The organism is Streptomyces sp. NPDC014891, from assembly GCF_043081085.1.
Lineage (GTDB): Bacteria > Actinomycetota > Actinomycetes > Streptomycetales > Streptomycetaceae > Streptomyces.
The window spans coordinates 14258-31853 of sequence record NZ_JBIBWF010000010.1 but is presented as its reverse complement, the minus strand read 5'-3'; the positions used below and the strand labels follow the sequence as shown (position 1 = coordinate 31853).

Annotated in this window: 22 protein-coding genes; 3 read left to right on the top strand and 19 right to left on the bottom strand. The window is 69.0% G+C overall.

What is annotated here, in order from left to right:
• Positions 1-173 precede the first annotated feature (173 nt).
• Complete coding sequence (coaA, locus tag ACF09E_RS26695) at positions 174-1142, top strand: type I pantothenate kinase (protein ID WP_361847329.1); 969 nt, start codon at positions 174-176, stop codon at positions 1140-1142.
• A gap of 2 nt (positions 1143-1144) precedes the next feature.
• Positions 1145-2107, top strand: coding sequence for a DUF389 domain-containing protein (locus ACF09E_RS26690; RefSeq protein WP_392207654.1), 963 nt, complete (start codon positions 1145-1147; stop codon positions 2105-2107).
• A 99-nt stretch (positions 2108-2206) separates the two neighbouring features.
• Here the strand turns inward: ACF09E_RS26690 and glmM are convergent, their stop codons facing one another.
• From glmM to ACF09E_RS26670, 4 genes are all read right to left on the bottom strand, one after another.
• Positions 2207-3565, bottom strand: a complete 1359-nt coding sequence (gene glmM / locus ACF09E_RS26685; RefSeq protein ID WP_361847335.1) for a phosphoglucosamine mutase — start codon at positions 3563-3565, stop codon at positions 2207-2209.
• 120 nt (positions 3566-3685) lie between these two features.
• Positions 3686-4198, bottom strand: coding sequence for a 30S ribosomal protein S9 (rpsI, locus tag ACF09E_RS26680; protein WP_015035601.1), 513 nt, complete (start codon positions 4196-4198; stop codon positions 3686-3688).
• Positions 4199-4242: 44 nt separating this feature from the next.
• Entirely contained in the window at positions 4243-4686 is a 444-nt protein-coding gene (rplM, locus tag ACF09E_RS26675) for a 50S ribosomal protein L13 (protein ID WP_055641831.1), read from the bottom strand.
• A 505-nt stretch (positions 4687-5191) separates the two neighbouring features.
• Positions 5192-6814 carry an ATP-binding cassette domain-containing protein gene (locus ACF09E_RS26670; protein ID WP_361847339.1) on the bottom strand — a complete coding sequence of 541 codons (1623 nt, stop codon included), beginning with the start codon at positions 6812-6814 and terminating at the stop codon, positions 5192-5194.
• A 56-nt stretch (positions 6815-6870) separates the two neighbouring features.
• On the opposite strand from ACF09E_RS26670, the gene ACF09E_RS26665 reads away from it, so the two are divergent.
• Positions 6871-7863: a hypothetical protein gene (locus tag ACF09E_RS26665; protein WP_392207652.1), complete on the top strand. Its 993-nt coding sequence runs from the start codon at positions 6871-6873 to the stop codon at positions 7861-7863.
• On the opposite strand, the gene truA is transcribed toward ACF09E_RS26665, so the two are convergent.
• The 15 genes from truA to rplF form a co-directional block, all read right to left on the bottom strand.
• Positions 7834-8691 (bottom strand): tRNA pseudouridine(38-40) synthase TruA, encoded by an 858-nt coding sequence (truA, locus tag ACF09E_RS26660; protein WP_209496367.1) that lies wholly within the window; start codon positions 8689-8691, stop codon positions 7834-7836. The genes ACF09E_RS26665 and truA overlap by 30 nt on opposite strands.
• A gap of 93 nt (positions 8692-8784) precedes the next feature.
• Positions 8785-9249, bottom strand: coding sequence for a 50S ribosomal protein L17 (rplQ, locus tag ACF09E_RS26655; protein WP_015035596.1), 465 nt, complete (start codon positions 9247-9249; stop codon positions 8785-8787).
• Positions 9250-9426: 177 nt separating this feature from the next.
• A complete protein-coding gene (locus ACF09E_RS26650) occupies positions 9427-10449 on the bottom strand; it encodes a DNA-directed RNA polymerase subunit alpha (protein ID WP_024755423.1) in 1023 nt (340 codons plus the stop codon).
• Positions 10450-10576: 127 nt separating this feature from the next.
• Entirely contained in the window at positions 10577-10981 is a 405-nt protein-coding gene (gene rpsK / locus ACF09E_RS26645; protein ID WP_003956432.1) for a 30S ribosomal protein S11, read from the bottom strand.
• A 66-nt stretch (positions 10982-11047) separates the two neighbouring features.
• The gene (gene rpsM, locus ACF09E_RS26640; RefSeq protein WP_015035595.1) at positions 11048-11428 is read right to left on the bottom strand and encodes a 30S ribosomal protein S13; all 381 of its coding nucleotides are present in this window, start codon (positions 11426-11428) and stop codon (positions 11048-11050) included.
• Positions 11429-11618: 190 nt separating this feature from the next.
• The gene (gene rpmJ / locus ACF09E_RS26635) at positions 11619-11732 is read right to left on the bottom strand and encodes a 50S ribosomal protein L36 (RefSeq protein WP_003956441.1); all 114 of its coding nucleotides are present in this window, start codon (positions 11730-11732) and stop codon (positions 11619-11621) included.
• 62 nt (positions 11733-11794) lie between these two features.
• On the bottom strand, positions 11795-12016 hold the full coding sequence (infA, locus tag ACF09E_RS26630; protein ID WP_003956442.1) for a translation initiation factor IF-1: 222 nt from the start codon (positions 12014-12016) through the stop codon (positions 11795-11797).
• A gap of 226 nt (positions 12017-12242) precedes the next feature.
• Positions 12243-13094, bottom strand: a complete 852-nt coding sequence (gene map, locus ACF09E_RS26625; RefSeq protein WP_392207649.1) for a type I methionyl aminopeptidase — start codon at positions 13092-13094, stop codon at positions 12243-12245.
• 98 nt (positions 13095-13192) lie between these two features.
• On the bottom strand, positions 13193-13840 hold the full coding sequence (locus tag ACF09E_RS26620; RefSeq protein ID WP_055598862.1) for an adenylate kinase: 648 nt from the start codon (positions 13838-13840) through the stop codon (positions 13193-13195).
• On the bottom strand, positions 13840-15159 hold the full coding sequence (gene secY / locus ACF09E_RS26615) for a preprotein translocase subunit SecY (RefSeq protein WP_030318644.1): 1320 nt from the start codon (positions 15157-15159) through the stop codon (positions 13840-13842). Before secY ends, ACF09E_RS26620 begins: the two co-directional genes overlap by 1 nt.
• A 213-nt stretch (positions 15160-15372) precedes the next feature.
• Entirely contained in the window at positions 15373-15828 is a 456-nt protein-coding gene (rplO, locus tag ACF09E_RS26610) for a 50S ribosomal protein L15 (RefSeq protein WP_030318646.1), read from the bottom strand.
• Between the two features lies 1 nt (position 15829).
• Positions 15830-16012 carry a 50S ribosomal protein L30 gene (rpmD, locus tag ACF09E_RS26605; protein WP_015035589.1) on the bottom strand — a complete coding sequence of 61 codons (183 nt, stop codon included), beginning with the start codon at positions 16010-16012 and terminating at the stop codon, positions 15830-15832.
• Entirely contained in the window at positions 16012-16614 is a 603-nt protein-coding gene (rpsE, locus tag ACF09E_RS26600; protein ID WP_015035588.1) for a 30S ribosomal protein S5, read from the bottom strand. Before rpsE ends, rpmD begins: the two co-directional genes overlap by 1 nt.
• A 46-nt stretch (positions 16615-16660) precedes the next feature.
• Complete coding sequence (rplR, locus tag ACF09E_RS26595) at positions 16661-17044, bottom strand: 50S ribosomal protein L18 (RefSeq protein ID WP_352188391.1); 384 nt, start codon at positions 17042-17044, stop codon at positions 16661-16663.
• A gap of 3 nt (positions 17045-17047) precedes the next feature.
• On the bottom strand, positions 17048-17587 hold the full coding sequence (gene rplF / locus ACF09E_RS26590; protein ID WP_148005764.1) for a 50S ribosomal protein L6: 540 nt from the start codon (positions 17585-17587) through the stop codon (positions 17048-17050).
• Positions 17588-17596 lie beyond the last annotated feature (9 nt).

Genomic DNA, 17596 nt, shown 5'->3' with positions numbered 1-17596 from the left:
CTTCGTGTTCTCGTCGTGCCGCCCCCGGGCGGCTCCCCCCGCGTGACGATCGACGGCCCACGCGGCGTCAAGCAGCATGGCCTCCCGGCGGCGGCACGACAACCGCTTTCGCGTGACCCACCCCACGGCCGCCCCACCGCCCACGGAGCCGTGCGACCCCCGACAATGGCGGGGTGATCACTTCGCCGCCACGAAGCGCCAACGGCACGACGCCCTACGTCGACCTCACCCGCGCCGAGTGGAGCGCCCTGCGCGACAAGACCCCGCTCCCCCTCACCGCCGAGGAGGTCGAGCGGCTCCGCGGCTTCGGTGACGTCATCGACCTGGACGAGGTGCGGGACATCTACCTCCCCCTCTCCCGCCTGCTCAACCTGTACGTGCAGGCCACGAGCGGACTGCGCGGCGCGCTCAACACCTTCCTGGGCGAGAGCGCCGAGCAGCGCGGCACCCCCTTCGTCATAGGAGTCGCGGGCTCGGTCGCCGTCGGCAAGTCGACGGTCTCGCGCCTCCTCCAGGCCCTCCTCGCGCGCTGGCCGGAGCACCCGCGCGTGGAGCTGGTCACCACGGACGCCTTCCTCTACCCGATGGAGGAGCTCAAGGCCCGCGGCCTGATGTCCCGGAAGGGCTTCCCGGAGTCCTACGACCGCCGGGCCCTGACCCGGTTCGTCGCCGACATCAAGGCGGGCAAGGACGAGGTGACCGCCCCGGTCTACTCGCACCTCATCTACGACCGCGTCCCGGGCGAGCGCCTCGTCGTCCGCCGCCCCGACATCCTCATCGTCGAGGGGCTGAACGTCCTCCAGCCGGCCCTGCCCGGGAAGGACGGCCGCACCCGCGTCGGCCTCGCCGACTACTTCGACTTCTCGGTGTACGTGGACGCGCGCCCGGAGGACATCGAGCGCTGGTACCTCAACCGCTTCCGCAAGCTGCGCGACACCGCCTTCCAGAACCCCGACTCGTACTTCCAGCGCTACACGCAGGTCTCCGAGGAGGAGGCCCTCGACTACGCGCGCACCATGTGGCGGACCATCAACAAGGTGAACCTCCTGGAGAACGTGGCCCCGACCCGCGGCCGGGCGACTCTCGTCGTCCGCAAGGGCCCCGACCACAAGGTGCAGAGGCTGAGCCTCCGTAAGCTCTGAGGATGCTGCATCTCCGGATGATCGTTCCACCCGACCGCACCCGGGCCGCGGTCGAGGTGATCGAGTCGACGGTCGGCACCACCCACGTGGTGGTCCTGCCGGACGCGGCCCGCGACCCCTCGGGCGACGTCGTCCTGTGCGACGTGGCCCGCGAGGCCGGCGACGAACTCCTCAAGGCCCTGCGCGCGCTGAAGATCGATCAGGACGGCTCCATCGCGGTCGACGACATCGACCTCTCCCTCTCCACCCGCGCCGACCGGGCCGAGAAGGAGGCCCCCGGGGAGCCGGCGGACGCGGTCATCTGGGAGCAGCTGACGGGCGCGACCCACGAGGAGTCGACGCTCTCGATCACGTACAGCGCGTTCATGATCCTCGCCACGATGATCGCGGCCTGCGGTGTCGTCCTCGACAACGCCGTCCTGATCGTCGGCGCCATGGCCGTCGGCCCCGAGTTCGGCCCGCTCGCCGGGGTGTGCACGGCGGTGGTACGGCGCGAGCCGAGACTGGCGGCCCGCTCGCTGACCGCACTGCTCGTCGGCTTCGCGGCGGCGATCGCGGCGACGACCGTGTTCAGCCTGGGGATGGACGCACTCGACCTGTTCAGCGAGAGCCTCCTCGACGGCGAACGTCCCAACACCGGCTTCATCTGGCAGCCGGACCCGTTCTCCTTCGTCGTGGCGGTGCTCGCGGGCGTGGCCGGGACCCTGTCCCTGACCTCCGCCAAGTCCGGCGCCCTGGTCGGCGTGGCCATCTCGGTCACGACGGTCCCGGCGGGCGCGAACGCGGCCGTGGCCCTCAGCTACGGCGAGTTCGGCCAGATGTGGGGCTCGACCGAGCAGCTCCTGCTCAACCTCCTCGGCATCATGCTGGCCGGGATCCTGACCCTCTACGCGCAGAAGCTCCTCTGGCGCACCCAGCGCGGACGCTGGCGCCGCGCGGGCCGCCGCGCGGTTCCCCGCGTCTGAGGGACCGGGTCCGGGGGGACGGGAACCCGGCGGGACGAACGAGGGCCCCCACCGACGCCCGGTGGGGGCCCTGTCCTGCATGACGATGCCTCAGAAAGGCTAGCCCAGCGCCGACTTCACCACGTCCGCGAGACGCTGCGCGACCGCGCGCGCCTGCTCGATGTCCGCGGCCTCGACCATGACCCGGACCAGCGGCTCGGTGCCGGAGGGACGGAGCAGGACACGGCCGGTGGAGCCGAGCTCCTGCTCGGCGGCGGTGACCGCGGCGGCGAGGTCGCCGGAGGTCTTCACCCGGGACTTGTCGACGTCGGGGACGTTGATGAGGATCTGCGGCAGCCGCTCCATCACCCCGGCCAGGTCCGCGAGCGACTTGCCGGTGGCGGCGAGCCGGGCGGCCAGCATGAGACCGGTGAGGGTGCCGTCACCGGTGGTGGCGTGGTCGAGCACGATGACGTGCCCGGACTGCTCGCCGCCGAGCGCGAAGCCGTGCTCCTTCATGGACTCCAGGACGTACCGGTCGCCGACCGCGGTCTGCACGAGGTTCAGGCCCTCGCGCTCCATGGCGAGCTTGAAGCCCAGGTTGGACATCACGGTCGCGACGACGGTGTCCCCGCGCAGCGCGCCCGACTCGCGCATCGCGAGCGCGAGCACGGCGAGGATCTGGTCGCCATCGACCTCGTTGCCCGCCGCGTCCACCGCGAGGCAGCGGTCCGCGTCGCCGTCGTGCGCGATGCCCAGGTCGGCGCCGTGCTCGACGACCGCCGCCTTGAGGAGCCCGAGGTGGGTGGAGCCGCAGCCGTCGTTGATGTTCAGGCCGTCCGGGTCGGCACCGATGGTGACGACCTCGGCGCCCGCCCGGGCGAAGGCCGCGGGCGAGACGCGGGCGGCGGCGCCGTGGGCCTCGTCGAGGACGATCTTGAGGCCGTCGAGGCGGTTCGGGAGGACGGCGATGAGGTGGGCGACGTAGGTCTCGAAGCCCTCCTCGTAGTCGCGGACCCGGCCGACGCCGGCACCGGTCGGACGCTCCCAGGGGGCGCCCGTGCGGTGCTCCTCGTACACGGCCTCGATCTTGTCCTCCAGCTCGTCGGCGAGCTTGTGCCCGCCGCGGGCGAAGAACTTGATGCCGTTGTCGGGCATGGCGTTGTGGCTGGCGGAGAGCATCACGCCGAGATCGGCGCCGAGGACACCGGTGAGGTGCGCGACGGCCGGGGTGGGCAGCACCCCGACGCGCAGCACGTCCACGCCGGCGCTGGCGAGGCCCGCCACGACGGCGGCCTCCAGGAACTCTCCGGACGCGCGGGGGTCACGGCCGACCACCGCGGTGGGCCGATGGCCCTCGAAGGTGCCCGCCTCGCCGAGCACGTGCGCCGCCGCGACCGACAGGCCGAGCGCGAGCTCCGCCGTCAGGTCCGCGTTGGCCACACCGCGCACGCCGTCCGTGCCGAAGAGTCGTCCCACAGCTGTCCTCCGAGAAATACGTGCCCAAGCTGATGAAAGAAAAGGGGGTTATGAAAAAACGTACGCCCCGACGGCACGGGCAGTGCCGCCGGGGCGTACGCATGCAGACCGAGCAGGCGATTAACGCTTGCTGTACTGCGGAGCCTTACGGGCCTTCTTGAGACCGGCCTTCTTGCGCTCGACCGCACGGTCGTCGCGGGAGAGGAAGCCGGCCTTCTTCAGCGCCGGGCGGTTGTTCTCGACGTCCGCCTCGTTCAGCGCACGGGCCACGCCGAGGCGCAGGGCGCCGGCCTGACCGGAGACACCGCCACCCGCGATGCGGGCGATGACGTCGTAGCGGTTGTCGAGCTCGAGCACCTTGAAGGGCTCGTTGACTTCCTGCTGGTGCACCTTGTTGGGGAAGTAGTCCTCAAGGGTGCGACCGTTGATCTTCCACTTGCCGGTGCCCGGAACGATCCGGACGCGGGCGATGGCGTTCTTGCGACGGCCCAGGCCGGCGGCCGGCTGCGGGTCGCCGAAGCGGGACGCGAGCGACTCGGAGGTGTACTCACCCTCGACGAGCTCGGTCTCGGTGGTGTACTCCTCGACGCCCTCGAACTCGTCGACGGGGGTCTCGGGGGTGGTCTCGGCCACGATTCTCCTCAGATTTCTTTCGTTCTTAGGGGGTGTGGCCGGAACTACTGCGCGACCTGGGTGATCTCGAACGGGACCGGCTGCTGAGCAGCGTGCGGGTGGTTCTCGCCCGCGTAGACCTTCAGCTTCGAGAGCATCTGACGGCCCAGGGTGTTCTTGGGGATCATGCCCTTGATGGCCTTCTCGACGGCCTTCTCGGGGTTCTTGTCCAGCAGCTCGTCGTAACGGACGGAGCGCAGACCACCCGGGAAGCCGGAGTGGCGGTACGCCAGCTTCTGGGTCTTCTTGTTGCCGGACAGGTGGACCTTGTCAGCGTTGATGATGATGACGAAGTCGCCCATGTCCATGTGGGGCGCGTACACGGGCTTGTGCTTGCCTCGCAGGAGGTTCGCAGCCGTGGTCGCCAGACGGCCCAGGACGATGTCCTGCGCGTCGATGATGTGCCACTGGCGAGTGACATCGCCGGGCTTGGGGCTGTACGTACGCACTTCGTAGCCTTCGCTTCTTCAGTGGATGGAGTCCAGACACACCTGAAGCGATCATGCAGCTGGGGCCTGCACTGCCGGGACACCGCCCGTATGCGAGCCACTGGTAACTGCTCCAGGGAACCTGCGTAAGGGCCGTTCGTCCGACAACGACGAAGCCACTACGCATAACAAACCGCAACAGTACCCGCGCCACCCCCAACGGGTCAAAACGCCGGGGCCCCCGCACCGGGGGCCCCAGAACGCCGCCCGCCCGAGGTCACCGGGCCCGCCGCCCGCCCGAGGTCACCGGGCCCGGTCGACCCTCCGCTCGTCCCAGACCGGCTCCGTCGACCCCTCCCCCAGGCCGCCCTCGCACGACTCGGCCCCGGGGGGCCTCCCCGGCTTCGCCCGGCCGCGCCGGACTCCGTCCGCCGTCCCCGCGAGCGAGTCCCAGCGCCCGCGCCCCGACCAGACCCGCCACCCGCACCAGAGCCCGAGCCCCGGGAGCCCCGCCGACCTCCCGAGGTCACCGGGCCCGGTCGACCCTCCGCTCGTCCCAGACCGGCTCCGTCGTCTCGCGCACCACGCCGTCCGAGCCGAAGACCAGGAAGCGGTCGAAGCTCTTCGCGAACCAGCGGTCGTGGGTCACCGCCAGCACCGTCCCCTCGTACGACTCCAGGCCGTCCTGCAGCGCCTCCGCCGACTCCAGGTCCAGGTTGTCCGTCGGCTCGTCCAGGAGCAGCGCCGTCGTTCCCGCCAGCTCCATGAGCAGGATCTGGAACCGCGCCTGCTGCCCGCCCGAGAGCTTGTCGAACGACTGGTCGCCCTGCCGCTCCAGCTCGTACCGCCGCAGCATCGACATCGCCCCGCCCCGGTCCTTGGCGTGCTCCGTCCACAGGATGTCGACCAGCGGCCGCCCGGCCAGCTCGGGATGCGCGTGGGTCTGGGCGAAGTGCCCCGGGACCACCCGGGCGCCCAGCTTCCAGGCCCCCGTGTGCGCGACCGACGGATCACCCGCGAGCAGCCGCAGGAAGTGCGACTTGCCCGAGCCGTTCGAGCCGAGGACGCCGACCCGCTCCCCGTAGAAGATCTCCAGCGAGAAGGGCTTCATCAGCCCGGTCAGCTCAAGGTTCTCGCAGGTCACCGCCCGGACGCCGGTACGGCCACCGCGCAGCCGCATGGTGATCTCCTGCTCCCGCGGCGGCTCCGGCGGCGGTCCCGCCTCCTCGAACTTCCGCAGCCGGGTCTGCGCCGCCGCGTACCGCGAGGCCATGTCGTGGCTGACCGCGGCCGCCTGCCGCAGGTTCACGACGAGCTTCTTCAGCTGGGCGTGCTTCTCCTCCCAGCGCCGCTTCAGCTCCTCGAAGCGCGCGAACCGCTCGCGCCGCGCCTCGTGGAAGGTGTCGAAGCCGCCGCCGTGCACCCACACGTCCGAGCCGGCCGGGCCGGGCTCGACCGCGACGATCTTCTGGGCGGCCCGGGAGAGCAGCTCCCGGTCGTGGGAGATGAAGAGCACGGTCTTGCGGGTCTCCCGCAGCCGCTCCTCCAGCCACCGCTTGCCGGGGACGTCGAGGTAGTTGTCCGGCTCGTCGAGGAGCAGCACCTCGTCGGAGCCGCGCAGCAGCGACTCCAGGACGAGCCGCTTCTGCTCACCGCCCGAGAGCGTCCGGACCTCCCGGAACTGCGCCTTCTCGTACGGCATGCCGAGCGCGGCCATGGTGCAGATGTCCCAGAGGGTCTCGGCCTCGTACCCCTGCACCTCGGCCCAGTCGCTGAGGGCCTGCGCGTACTTCATCTGCGCGGCCTCGTCGTCGACGGTCATGATCAGGTGCTCGGCCTCGTCGACGGCCTTCGCGGCCTCCCGGATCCGGGGCTGCGCCACCGACACCAGCAGGTCGCGCACGGTCGACGCGTCCCGCACGGAGCCGACGAACTGCGGCATCACCCCGAGGCCGCCGCTGACCCTGACGGTGCCGCCGTGCGGCTGGAGCTCCCCGGAGATCAGCCGGAGCAGTGTGGTCTTCCCGGCGCCGTTGGCCCCGACGAGGGCGACGACGGCGCCCTCTCCGACCCGGAAGGAGGCGTCCCCGAGGAGGATCCTCCCGTCGGGCAGGTAGTACTCAAGATGCGCGGCCTCGACATGTCCCATGGGGTGCATTGTCACCGCCCGCGTCGCCTGGACCCAACCGGTTTAGGATGCGCGGCATGAGCTTTGGGGGACCGCAGTGGCCGCAGGAGCCGCAGCAGGGCGGACAGCAGGGGTACGGGCAGCAGCCGCAGCAGGGCGGACAGCAGGGCTACGGGCAGCAGCCCGGCCAGGGCTGGGGACAGCCGCAGGGGTACGGGCAGCAGCCCGGCCAGGGCCCGGCGCCCGATCCCTTCCCGGGCGCCCAGAGCAGCGGGACGACCCCCGACTGGGGCGCCCTGGCCGACGCCTCGGCCTCCCGTAGCCGCCGCAAGCGCTGGCTGGTGATCGGCGGCGGCGCGGTCGCCGCCCTGGTCGTCGGCGCGATCGTCGCCACCGCCGTGGTGGCCTCCGGCAAGAAGAACGAGGAGGCCAAGAACGGCGGGGTGCCGACCGGCTCGGTCTCCCCCACCGCGGAACCGACCCCCGAGCCGACCTTCTCCTCGGTCGCGCCGCCTCCGCCGCCGAACCCGAAGGACTACATCTCGGACCCGAAGAAGGACAAGGCCCCGCTCTCCGCGGAGGGCCTCTTCCCGGGCAAGAGGCTCACGATGAACAAGCGCCCCTACGGCAAGGGCGCCACCGCGTCGACGACCGACTGCACCGCCGCCACCCAGGGCGGCCTCGGCGCCGTCCTCAAGAAGAACGGCTGCCAGCGGGTGCTCCGCGCGACCTATGTCCGGGACGGCGTGGCGATCACCGTCGGCGTCGCCGTCTTCCCCTCGGAGTCGGCGGCCCTGAAGGCGAAGAACCAGGCCACCGGCGGCATCGCCCCGCTGGCCGGGTCGGGCGTCCGCGAGTTCTGCCGCGCCACGGTCTGCCTGCGCCGCTCGAACTCGGTCGGGCGCTACGCCTACTTCACCCAGGCCGGCTTCTCCGACGGCAGGAAGGTCACCAAGGCCGACAAGCCGGTCTTCCAGGCCAGTGACGACCTGGGCACCTTCGCCTTCAACCAGATCTACGCCCGCGGCCGCGCCCAGGCCTCAGCAGCAGCCGGCGCTCCCGGGGAGTGACCGCTTGTTCCTGGCCTCCAGGTTGCGGGCGGCCAGGAGCTCGTCGGCCGGATAGCCGACCTCTTCGAGGGTGAGGCCGTGCGGCCGTACGACGTGCACGGCCGAGTCCCGCACGCCGGCCGCGAGCACCTTGCCCGGCCAGTCCACGGGCCGGTGCCCGTCACCGACGAAGAGCAGGGCGCCGACCAGCGAGCGGACCATGTTGTGGCAGAAGGCGTCCGCCTTGACGGTGGCCTCCATCACCCCGTCGGGGCGGCGCTCCCACCGCAGCTCCTGGAGGGTGCGGATGGTGGTGGCCCCCTCGCGGCGCTTGCAGTACGCGGCGAAGTCGTGCTCGCCGACGAGCGCGGCGGCGGCCTCGTTCATGGCGTCCATGTCGAGTGCCCAGTCGTGCCAGAGGACGTGTCCCCGCTGCAGCGGGTCGACCCCGCCGGGGTTGTCGGTGACGCGGTAGGCGTAGCGGCGCCAGATCGCCGAGAAACGCGCGTTGAAGCCGCTGGGGGCCTCGGTCAGGGACCAGACCCGGACGTCGTGCGAGAGGCGCCCGGCGAGCCGCCTGAGCAGCTTGTCGCGGTGCTCGGCCCACAGCTCGACGGGCAGGTCGACGTGCGCGACCTGGCCGCGGGCGTGGACACCCGAGTCGGTCCGGCCGGCCACCGTCAGCTCGTACGTCTCCGTCGAGCGGGTCACGGTCCGCAGCGCGGCCTCGATGTCCCCCTGCACGGTCCGCTGCCCCTGGGACTGCTTGGCCCAGCCGGAGAAGTCCCTGCCGTCGTACGACAGGTCAAGCCGCACCCGTACGAACCCGTCCTGCACGTCATCGCTCACGCGGAGTCATCCTCTCGAAACAGTCGGAACACGGCGGCGGGCCCGCACCCCAGGGGGTACGGGCCCGCACACGAGAACAGTCGCTCGGAACGCTTACGCGTCCTTCGACTCCTCGGCCGGAGCCTCGGCGGCCGCGTCGGCCTCCTTGACGGCGCGCACGGTGGCGGCCTCGGCCTCGGCGACGGTCGCCTTCTTGGCGATCTCGCCCTCGACCAGCTCGATCACGGCCATCGGGGCGTTGTCGCCACGACGGTTGCCGATCTTGGTGATGCGGGTGTAGCCACCCGGGCGCTCGGAGTAGCGCGGGGCGATCTCGGTGAAGAGGGTGTGGACGATGCCCTTGTCGGTGATCGTCTGCAGCACCAGGCGACGGTTGTGGATGTCGCCCTTCTTCGCCTTGGTGATCAGGCGCTCGGCGACCGGACGCAGGCGACGGGCCTTGGCCTCGGTGGTGGTGATGCGGCCGTGCTCGAAGAGCGACTTCGCCAGGTTGGCGAGGAGCAGCTTCTCGTGCGCGGCGGAACCGCCGAGGCGGGCACCCTTCGCGGGACGCGGCATGGTGTTTCTCCTTGTGATCTGCACCGGCCGTATGAGGTACCGATGTCAGTGTCCGAGCGGGCGGTCACCCGTCGGAGATCCGGGCAGCCCCGAAGGGGCGCCCGGAAGGGGCGCGGGGAACTGCGCGATCAAGCACAGCGCTCCCGCACCCGGGTACGGACCCTGAGGCCCGAGTTCTCAGTACTGCTCGGTCTCCACGAACCCGGCATCCGCGTCATCGTCGGCGCCAAAGGCGTCAGCCGCGGCGGTCGGGTCGAATCCGGGCGGCGAGTCCTTCAGCGCGAGGCCCATACCGGCCAGCTTCGCCTTGACCTCGTCGATCGACTTCGCACCGAAGTTGCGGATGTCGAGCAGGTCGGCCTCGGAGCGCGCCACGAGCTCACCCACGGAGTGGATGCCCTCGCGCTTGAGGCAGTTGTACGAACGAACGGTGAGCTCGAGCTCCTCGATCGGCAGCGCCAGGTCGGCGGCGAGGGCGGCGTCCGTGGGGGACGGGCCCATGTCGATGCCCTCGGCGTCGATGTTGAGCTCGCGCGCCAGACCGAACAGCTCGACCAGGGTCTTGCCGGCGGACGCCATGGCGTCGCGCGGGCGCATGGCCTGCTTGGTCTCGACGTCGACGATCAGCTTGTCGAAGTCGGTGCGCTGCTCGACACGGGTCGCCTCGACCTTGTACGTGACCTTGAGCACCGGGGAGTAGATGGAGTCGACCGGGATGCGGCCGATCTCCTGGCCCGCCTGCTTGTTCTGCACGGCGGAGACGTAGCCGCGACCGCGCTCGACGGTCAGCTCCATCTCCAGCTTGCCCTTGCCGTTGAGCGTGGCGAGGACGAGGTCGGGGTTGTGCACCTCGACACCGGCCGGGGGCGCGATGTCGGCGGCGGTGACCAGACCCGGGCCCTGCTTGCGCAGGTACATCACGACCGGCTCGTCGTGCTCCGAGGAGACGACCAGCTGCTTGATGTTGAGGATGAGGTCGGTCACGTCCTCCTTGACGCCCGGCACGGTGGTGAACTCGTGCAGGACGCCGTCGATGCGGATGCTGGTGACAGCGGCACCCGGGATCGAGGACAGGAGGGTACGGCGGAGGGAGTTGCCGAGGGTGTAGCCGAAGCCCGGCTCCAGCGGCTCGATCACGAACCGGGAGCGGAACTCGTCGACGACCTCTTCGGTCAGCGAAGGACGCTGAGCGATAAGCATGTGTTCAATCCTTCAGTCGTGGACGCCCACTATTTGACGCCCGACGGAGTGCTGCGTACTGCAAGGGTACGGGCGGCACGGTCCGAAGAGCCGTACCGCCCGAAGTCCTGACTCAAGCAGCCGTGCGTCAGACGCGGCGGCGCTTGGGGGGACGGCAGCCGTTGTGCGGCGTGGGGGTGACGTCCTGGATCGAACCGACCTCGAGGCCCGTGGCCTGGAGGGAGCGGATCGCGGTCTCACGGCCGGAGCCGGGACCCTTGACGAAGACGTCGACCTTGCGCATGCCGTGCTCCTGCGCGCGGCGAGCGGCCGACTCGGCGGCCATCTGCGCGGCGAACGGGGTGGACTTGCGCGAGCCCTTGAAGCCGACGTGGCCGGCGGAGGCCCAGGAGATCACGTTGCCCGAGGGGTCCGTGATCGAGACGATCGTGTTGTTGAACGTGCTCTTGATGTGCGCGTGGCCGTGAGCGACGTTCTTCTTTTCCTTGCGGCGCACCTTCTTGGCAGCGCCCTGACGACCCTTGGGGGGCATCTCTAACTCCTACGGGAGGTGGTCGGTCCTACAGCGAAGACCGCTTGGTCAAGCGTCCGCTGAGGACTACTTCTTGCCCGGCTTCTTCTTGCCGGCGATGGCGCGACGCGGGCCCTTGCGGGTACGAGCGTTCGTGCTGGTGCGCTGGCCGCGGACGGGCAGGCCACGACGGTGGCGAAGGCCCTGGTAGCAGCCGATCTCGACCTTGCGGCGGATGTCGGCGGCGATCTCGCGGCGGAGGTCACCCTCGGTCTGGAGGTTGGCGTCCACGTACTCGCGGATCTTGACGAGGTCTTCCTCGGCAAGGTCGCGGACACGGGTGGACGGGTTCACGCCGGTAGCGGCGAGGATCTCCTCGGACCGGGTACGCCCGATGCCGAAGACGTAGGTGAGTGCGACCACCACACGCTTTTCGCGCGGGATGTCAACACCGGAAACGCGTGCCATTCAATGGCTCCTGTGTTCTCGGGGGTCTGCTGCAGAACCGTTCCCGGCTGCCGTATGAGGTACAGGTCGGGTCCCCGGCCCCCGCCGGAGGTGCCGTCAACCGTGTGGACACGGCCCGACGGGCTCTGCGTATGTACGTGTTGCTATGCGTCGCGCGAAGAACTGCGAAATGCAGGTCGGTCGGCGTGCGTCAGCCCTGGCGCTGCTTGTGGCGCAGGTTGTCGCAGATGACCATGACCCGGCCGTGACGGCGGATCACCTTGCACTTGTCGCAGATCTTCTTGACGCTCGGCTTGACCTTCATGGGTGTGAGGTTCTCCGGGTCAGTGCCACCACCCGCGCGCGGAGGCGGGGTGCGGGCAAGATCTACTTGTACCGGTAGACGATCCGGCCACGCGTCAGGTCGTACGGAGAGAGCTCCACGACGACCCGGTCGTCCGGAAGGATGCGGATGTAGTGCATCCGCATCTTGCCGGAGATGTGCGCGAGGACCTTGTGACCGTTCTGGAGCTCCACCTTGAACATGGCGTTCGGGAGGGACTCGATCACGGTGCCCTCGATTTCGATGGCACCTTGCTTCTTGGCCACGCTTCGCCTTTCGAATCGGCTACCTTGATCGACTCTCGCCGCCGCATGCGGACACACGGGTACACGAGAGCCGACGCATCAGTCTACGTCAGGCCCCAGGAAAAGACGAATCGGGAAGTCTGCCCACCCGGACTGATCCTTACGCAAGGCACCACGCCGTAGAAATGTCGAAGAGTACTCCTGGACGAACGGAGACGTCGGGCCGCGCCGGCGCGAGCGGCGTCCGCTACGCCAGCGGGTCCGGCGCCGCCGTGACGCCCAGCTCCGCCAGCTTCGCCTTGCCGCCGTCGGCCGCCGTGAGGACCAGCGGGCCCTCCTCGGTCAGCGCGATCGAGTGCTCCCAGTGCGAGGACCAGGTCCCGTCCGTCGTGATGACCGTCCAGTCGTCCTTCAGGACCTCCGTCCGCGGGGTGCCCAGGGAGACCATCGGCTCGATCGCCAGGCACAGGCCGGGGACCAGCTTCGGGCCCTTGCCGCGCTTGCGGGAGACGTAGTTCAGCAGGTGCGGGTCCATGTGCATCTCGGTGCCGATGCCGTGGCCGCCGTAGTCCTCGATGATCCCGTAGCGGCCCAGGCTGTGGTCGCCGACGGCGGGACGCGGCTGGCGCTTGATGTACGTCTCGATCGCCTTCGAGATGTCCACCAGGCGGTTGCCGAGCCGCATGGCCGCGATGCCGGCCCACATCGACTCCTCGGTCACCCGGGAGAGCTCCACGAGCTCGGGCGCGTGCCCGGTGCCCACGAAGGCCGTGTAGGCCGCGTCACCGTGCCAGCCGTCCACGATCGCGCCGGCGTCGATGGAGATGATGTCGCCGTCCTTGAGGACGGTCTTGTCGTCGGGGATGCCGTGGACGACGACCTCGTTCACCGAGGTGCAGATCGTCGCGGGGAACCCGCCGTACCCGAGGAAGTTCGACTTCGCCCCGTGGTCGGCGATGACCTTCCGCGCGACCTCGTCCAGGTCCTTCGTCGTGGCGCCCGGCACGGCGGCCTCACGGGTCGCCGCGTGAATGGCGGCGACGACCAGCCCCGCCTCGCGCATCTTCGCGATCTGCTCGGGGGTCTTGATCTGCACCATCGTGGCCGCGGCCTTTCCATCGAGTACGGGGAACAGAACAACGATACGGCCGCGGCGCCCCTCAGGGGCACCGCGGCCGTATCACACCAACCGGGGTGTTACTTCTTGAGCGCGGCCATCGCCTTCGCGGTGACCTCGTCCACCTTGCCGAGCGCCGAGATCGTCACGACCAGGTTCTGCGCCCGGTAGTAGTCGATGATCGGCTCGGTCTGCGTGTGGTAGACCTCCAGGCGCTTGCGCACCGTCTCCTCGGAGTCGTCCGCGCGCTGGTACAGCTCGCCGCCGCAGGCGTCGCAGACGCCCTCGGTCTTGGGAGCGTTGTACTCCACGTGGAAGACGTGCGCGCTGTCGTTGCGGCAGATGCGGCGACCCGCGATCCGCTTCACGACCTCGTCCTCGGGGACCTCCAGGTCCAGCACCGCGTCGAGCTGCATGTCCTCGGCCTTCAGGACCACGTCCAGGGCCTCGGCCTGCGCCACGTTGCGGGGGAACCCGTCCAGCAGGAAGCCGTTCACGGCGTCCGGCTGCTCCATCCGGTCCTTGGCCATCCCGATGGTCACCTCGTCGGGCACCAGGTCGCCGGCGTCCATGAACGCCTTGGCCTTGAGACCGAGCTCCGTGCCCTGGGAGATGTTGGCGCGGAACAGGTCGCCCGTGGAGATGTGCGGGATGTCCAGGTTCTTGGCAAGGAACGCGGCCTGCGTTCCCTTGCCGGCACCGGGCGGTCCGACGAGGACGATTCGCATCAGCGGAGGAACCCTTCGTAATTGCGCTGCTGGAGCTGGCTCTCGATCTGCTTCACGGTCTCCAGCCCCACACCCACGATGATGAGGATGCTCGTCCCGCCGAAGGGGAAGTTGGCATTGGCGCCACCGAAGCCTGCCAACGCCATCGTCGGCACAAGAGCGATCAGACCCAAGTACAGCGAGCCCGGCCAAGTGATCCGGTTGAGCACGTAGCTCAGATACTCGGCAGTAGGTCGACCAGCCCGGATACCCGGGATGAAGCCACCATACTTCTTCATGTTGTCCGCGACTTCCTCGGGGTTGAACGAGATCGCCACGTAGAAGAAGGCGAAGAACACGATCAGGAGGAAGTACGTCGCGATGTAGTAGGGGTGGTCACCCTTGACGAAGTGGGCTTCGATCCAGGTCTTCCACCCTGCGGTGGAGTTCGAGAACTGCGCGATCAAGGCCGGGATGTAGAGCAGCGACGACGCGAAGATGACAGGAATCACACCTGCCTGGTTCACCTTCAGCGGGATGTACGTGGACGTACCGCCGTAGGAGCGCCGGCCGATCATGCGCTTCGCGTACTGCACCGGGATGCGGCGCTGGGCCTGCTCGACGAAGACGACGAGGGCCACCATCACGAAGCCGATGAGGATGACGGTGCCGAACTCGATCCAGCCCTTGGCGAGCTTGCCGCTCTCCTTGATGGCCCAGAGGGCGCCCGGGAAGCCGGCGGCGATCGAGATGAACATCAGGATCGACATGCCGTTGCCGATGCCGCGGTCGGTGATGAGCTCACCGAGCCACATGACGATGCAGGTGCCGGCGGTCATCGTGATGACCATCGTGGCGATCGTGAAGATCGACGGGTCGGGCACGACCTGGTCGGCGACGCGGCAGCCACTGAACAGCGCACCGCTCTTGGCGGTGGCGACGAGACCGGTGCCCTGCAGAACCGCGAGGGCGACCGTCAGGTACCGGGTGTACTGCGTGATCTTGGCAGTACCGGACTGGCCCTCCTTCTTGAGGGCTTCCAGACGCGGGATCACGACGGTCAGCAGCTGCAGGATGATGCTCGCCGTGATGTACGGCATGATGCCGAGCGCGAAGATGGTGATCTGGAGCAGCGCCCCGCCACTGAACATGTTGACCAGGCCGAACAGGCTGTTGTTGCCCTCGCTGGCCTGCTTGACACACTGCTGGACGGCCTCGTAGCTGACGCCGGGGACCGGGATGTGGGCCCCGAGGCGGTACAGCACGATGATGGCGAGCGTGAAGAGCAGCTTCTTGCGCAGGTCGGGCGTCTTGAACGCCCGGGCGAACGCGGTAAGCACGGTGCCTCCTGCGACCCCCGCGCTATGCGTCAAGGGTGACGGTCTTGAGGTTCGACGATTAGGTATCGGTCATCAATCCCGTGCGGGCATACCGCACGGAGCCTAGACAGTGCACGCCACCTTACCGGCGACCATGCCCCCCTAGGAACGACCAATCGGGGATGCCCCTTTTGGGAGGCATCCCCGATCGGATGTTCATGCCATCGAGTCGTCTCAGACGAGCTCGGTGACGGTGCCGCCGGCAGCGGCGATCTTCTCCTTGGCGGAGCCGGAGACGGCGTCGACCGTCACCTGCAGCGCCACGGTGATCTCGCCGGTGCCGAGCACCTTGACGAGCTGGTTCTTGCGAACCGCACCCTTGGCGACCAGGTCGGCCACCGTGACCTCGCCACCCTGCGGGTAGAGCGCGGTGAGCTTGTCCAGGTTCACGACCTGGTACTCGGTGCGGAACGGGTTCTTGAAGCCCTTGAGCTTCGGCAGACGCATGTGGAGGGGCATCTGCCCACCCTCGAAGCGCTGCGGAACCTGGTAACGGGCCTTGGTGCCCTTGGTACCACGACCGGCCGTCTTACCCTTCGACGCCTCACCACGACCGACACGGGTCTTCGCGGTCTTGGCACCGGGGGCGGGACGGAGGTTGTGGGCCTTCAGCGGGTTGGTCTCCGCCATGTCAGTCAACCTCCTCGACCGTCACGAGGTGGCGGACGGTGTGCACCATTCCGCGGAACTCGGGGCGGTCCTCCTTGACAACCACGTCGTTGACCTTCTTGAGGCCGAGCGAACGCAGGGTGTCGCGGTGGTTCTGCTTGCTGCCGATGTACGACTTCGTCTGCGTGACCTTGAGGCGAGCCATTACGCACCCGCCCCGGCACGTGCACGGAGCAGAGCCGCGGGGGCGACGTCCTCGAGGGGCAGACCACGGCGAGCCGCGATCTCCTCGGGACGCTGCAGGCCCTTGAGGGCCTCCACGGTCGCGTGCACGATGTTGATCGCGTTGTCGGAGCCGAGCGACTTCGACAGGATGTCGTGAACGCCGGCGCACTCGAGCACGGCGCGCACCGGGCCACCGGCGATCACACCGGTACCGGGGGAAGCCGGCTTGAGCAGGACGACGCCCGCGGCCTTCTCGCCCTGGATCGGGTGAGGGATGGTGCCCTGGATGCGCGGAACCTTGAAGAAGTTCTTCTTGGCTTCCTCGACACCCTTGGCGATAGCCGCGGGAACTTCCTTGGCCTTGCCGTAACCGACACCTACGGTGCCGTCACCGTCGCCCACCACGACCAGCGCGGTGAAGCTGAAGCGGCGACCACCCTTGACAACCTTGGCGACGCGGTTGATCGCGACAACGCGCTCAACGTACGCGGTCTTCTCGGCGGCAGCGCCACCGTCGCGGCCCTTCCGGTCCCGCCGCTCGCCGCCACCGGCACCGCTTCCGCGGCGCTGGGGTCCAGCCATTGGATTTACCTCTCTCTGTTACGTCCGTTAGTCCCGGAACCGGGGCTTAGAACTTCAGCCCGGCTTCGCGGGCGGCGTCAGCCAGAGCGGCAATGCGCCCGGCGTACCTGTTGCCACCACGGTCGAACACGACAGCCTCGACACCAGCGGCCTTGGCGCGCTCGGCGACGAGAGCCCCTACCTGCTTGGCCTGCGACGACTTGTCACCCTCGCCACCGCGGATCGACGCGTCCAGGTTCGACGCGGACGCAAGGGTGTGACCCTTGAGGTCGTCGATGACCTGAGCGGTGATACCGCGGTTCGAACGCGTCACGACGAGGCGCGGACGCTCCGCCGTACCCGACACGTTCTTGCGGATGCGGATGTGGCGGCGCGCCTTGGCGGCACGCTTGTAAGCGTCGCCCTTGGCGATCTTCACACCGTATGCCATGGCTTACTTACCAGCCTTTCCGACCTTGCGGCGGATGACCTCGCCGGCGTACTTGACGCCCTTGGCCTTGTACGGGTCGGGCTTCCGCAGCTTGCGGATGTTCGCCGCGACCTCGCCGACCTTCTGCTTGTCGATGCCCTCGACCGAGAACTTGGTCGGCGACTCGACCTTGAACGAGATGCCCTCGGGCGCCTCGACCAGGATCGGGTGGCTGTAGCCGAGCTGGAACTCCAGGTTGGAGCCCTTCGCGGCGACGCGGTAACCGACACCGCTGATCTCGAGCGCCTTCACGTAACCCTGGGTCACACCGGTGATCATGTTGGCCACCAGCGTGCGGGACAGGCCGTGAAGGGCCTTGTTCTGACGCTCGTCGTTCGGACGGTTGACGTTGAGCACGCCATCCTCGCCCTTAACGATCTCGATCGGAGCGGCGACGGTGTGGGTCAGGGTGCCCTTGGAACCCTTGACCGTGACCGTGCGGCCATCGATGGTGACGTCCACGCCGGCGGGAACCTGGATAGGCAGCTTGCCAATACGCGACATTAGCTATTC